Raw genomic sequence first — 1,292 nt, 5'->3', positions numbered from 1 at the left:
TTTACATCAAGCACATACACGTATTGTCTCTATACTGTTGTCTTCTCTTGTAATTTTTTTTCTCTTTCAATATGTCAAAGAACTCTTTTTCCGGTATCTTGATGTGTATCGTTATACACTTCCCCGGAGATGTGGAGAATAACGGATTCGAACCGTTGACCCCCTGCGTGCAAGGCAGGTGCTCTAGCCAGCTGAGCTAATTCCCCGTACTTTTCGTAGTCCCGAGCAGATTTGAACTGCTGACCCCTACATTATCAGTGTAGTGCTCTAACCAACTGAGCTACGGGACTAGCTTGTACTGTTCATCTATCTCTATCGGTACTGCTCCTTTCGGGGCGGGCACTTTCTTCTGATGTTTTCTTCTTGTCAATCATATGTAACGTGACGAGTACCGGTCCGCGATACTCTAGAAAGGAGGTATTCCAGCCGCACCTTCCGGTACGGCTACCTTGTTACGACTTAGCCCCAATTATCGGTTTTACCCTAACACGCTCCTTGCGGTAACATGCTTTAGGTACCCCCAACTTTCATGGCTTGACGGGCGGTGTGTACAAGGCCCGGGAACGTATTCACCGCGTCATTGCTGATACGCGATTACTAGCGAATCCAACTTCATGGGGTCGAGTTGCAGACCCCAATCCGAACTGTGAATGGCTTTTAGAGATTAGCATCATATTGCTATGTAGCTGCCCGCTGTACCATCCATTGTAGCACGTGTGTAGCCCCGGACGTAAGGGCCATGATGACTTGACGTCGTCCCCACCTTCCTCACTGTTTGCACAGGCAGTCTGTTTAGAGTCCCCACCTTAAATGCTGGCAACTAAACATAGGGGTTGCGCTCGTTGCGGGACTTAACCCAACACCTCACGGCACGAGCTGACGACAGCCATGCAGCACCTAGTTTCGTGTCCCGAAGGACGGATGCGTCTCTGCATCCTTCACTAACTTTCAAGCCCGGGTAAGGTTCCTCGCGTATCATCGAATTAAACCACATGCTCCTCCGCTTGTGCGGGCCCCCGTCAATTCCTTTGAGTTTCACCCTTGCGGGCGTACTCCCCAGGTGGATAACTTAACGCTTTCGCTGGGACGCTGGCTGTCTATCGCCAACATCGAGTTATCATCGTTTAGGGCGTGGACTACCAGGGTATCTAATCCTGTTCGATCCCCACGCTTTCGTGCATCAGCGTCAATACCAGCTTAGTGAGCTGCCTTCGCAATCGGAGTTCTAAGACATATCTATGCATTTCACCGCTACTTGTCTTATTCCGCCCACTTCAAATGGATTCAAGCCC

2 tRNA genes and 1 rRNA gene are annotated in these 1,292 nt (G+C 49.9%); all 3 read right to left on the bottom strand.

Annotated elements, in window-relative coordinates:
* Nucleotides 1-132: 132 nt before the first annotated feature.
* A tRNA-Ala gene (locus J2X77_RS23635) sits at nucleotides 133-206 on the bottom strand.
* A 10-nt stretch (nucleotides 207-216) separates the two neighbouring features.
* Nucleotides 217-290 (bottom strand) — tRNA-Ile (locus tag J2X77_RS23630).
* A gap of 120 nt (nucleotides 291-410) precedes the next feature.
* Nucleotides 411-1,292 (bottom strand): 16S ribosomal RNA (locus tag J2X77_RS23625); the annotation flags it as partial.

Origin of the sequence: Sphingobacterium sp. 2149, from assembly GCF_031455655.1 — a bacterium.
Lineage (GTDB): Bacteria > Bacteroidota > Bacteroidia > Sphingobacteriales > Sphingobacteriaceae > Sphingobacterium.
This window is presented reverse-complemented; position numbering and strand designations above follow the sequence as displayed.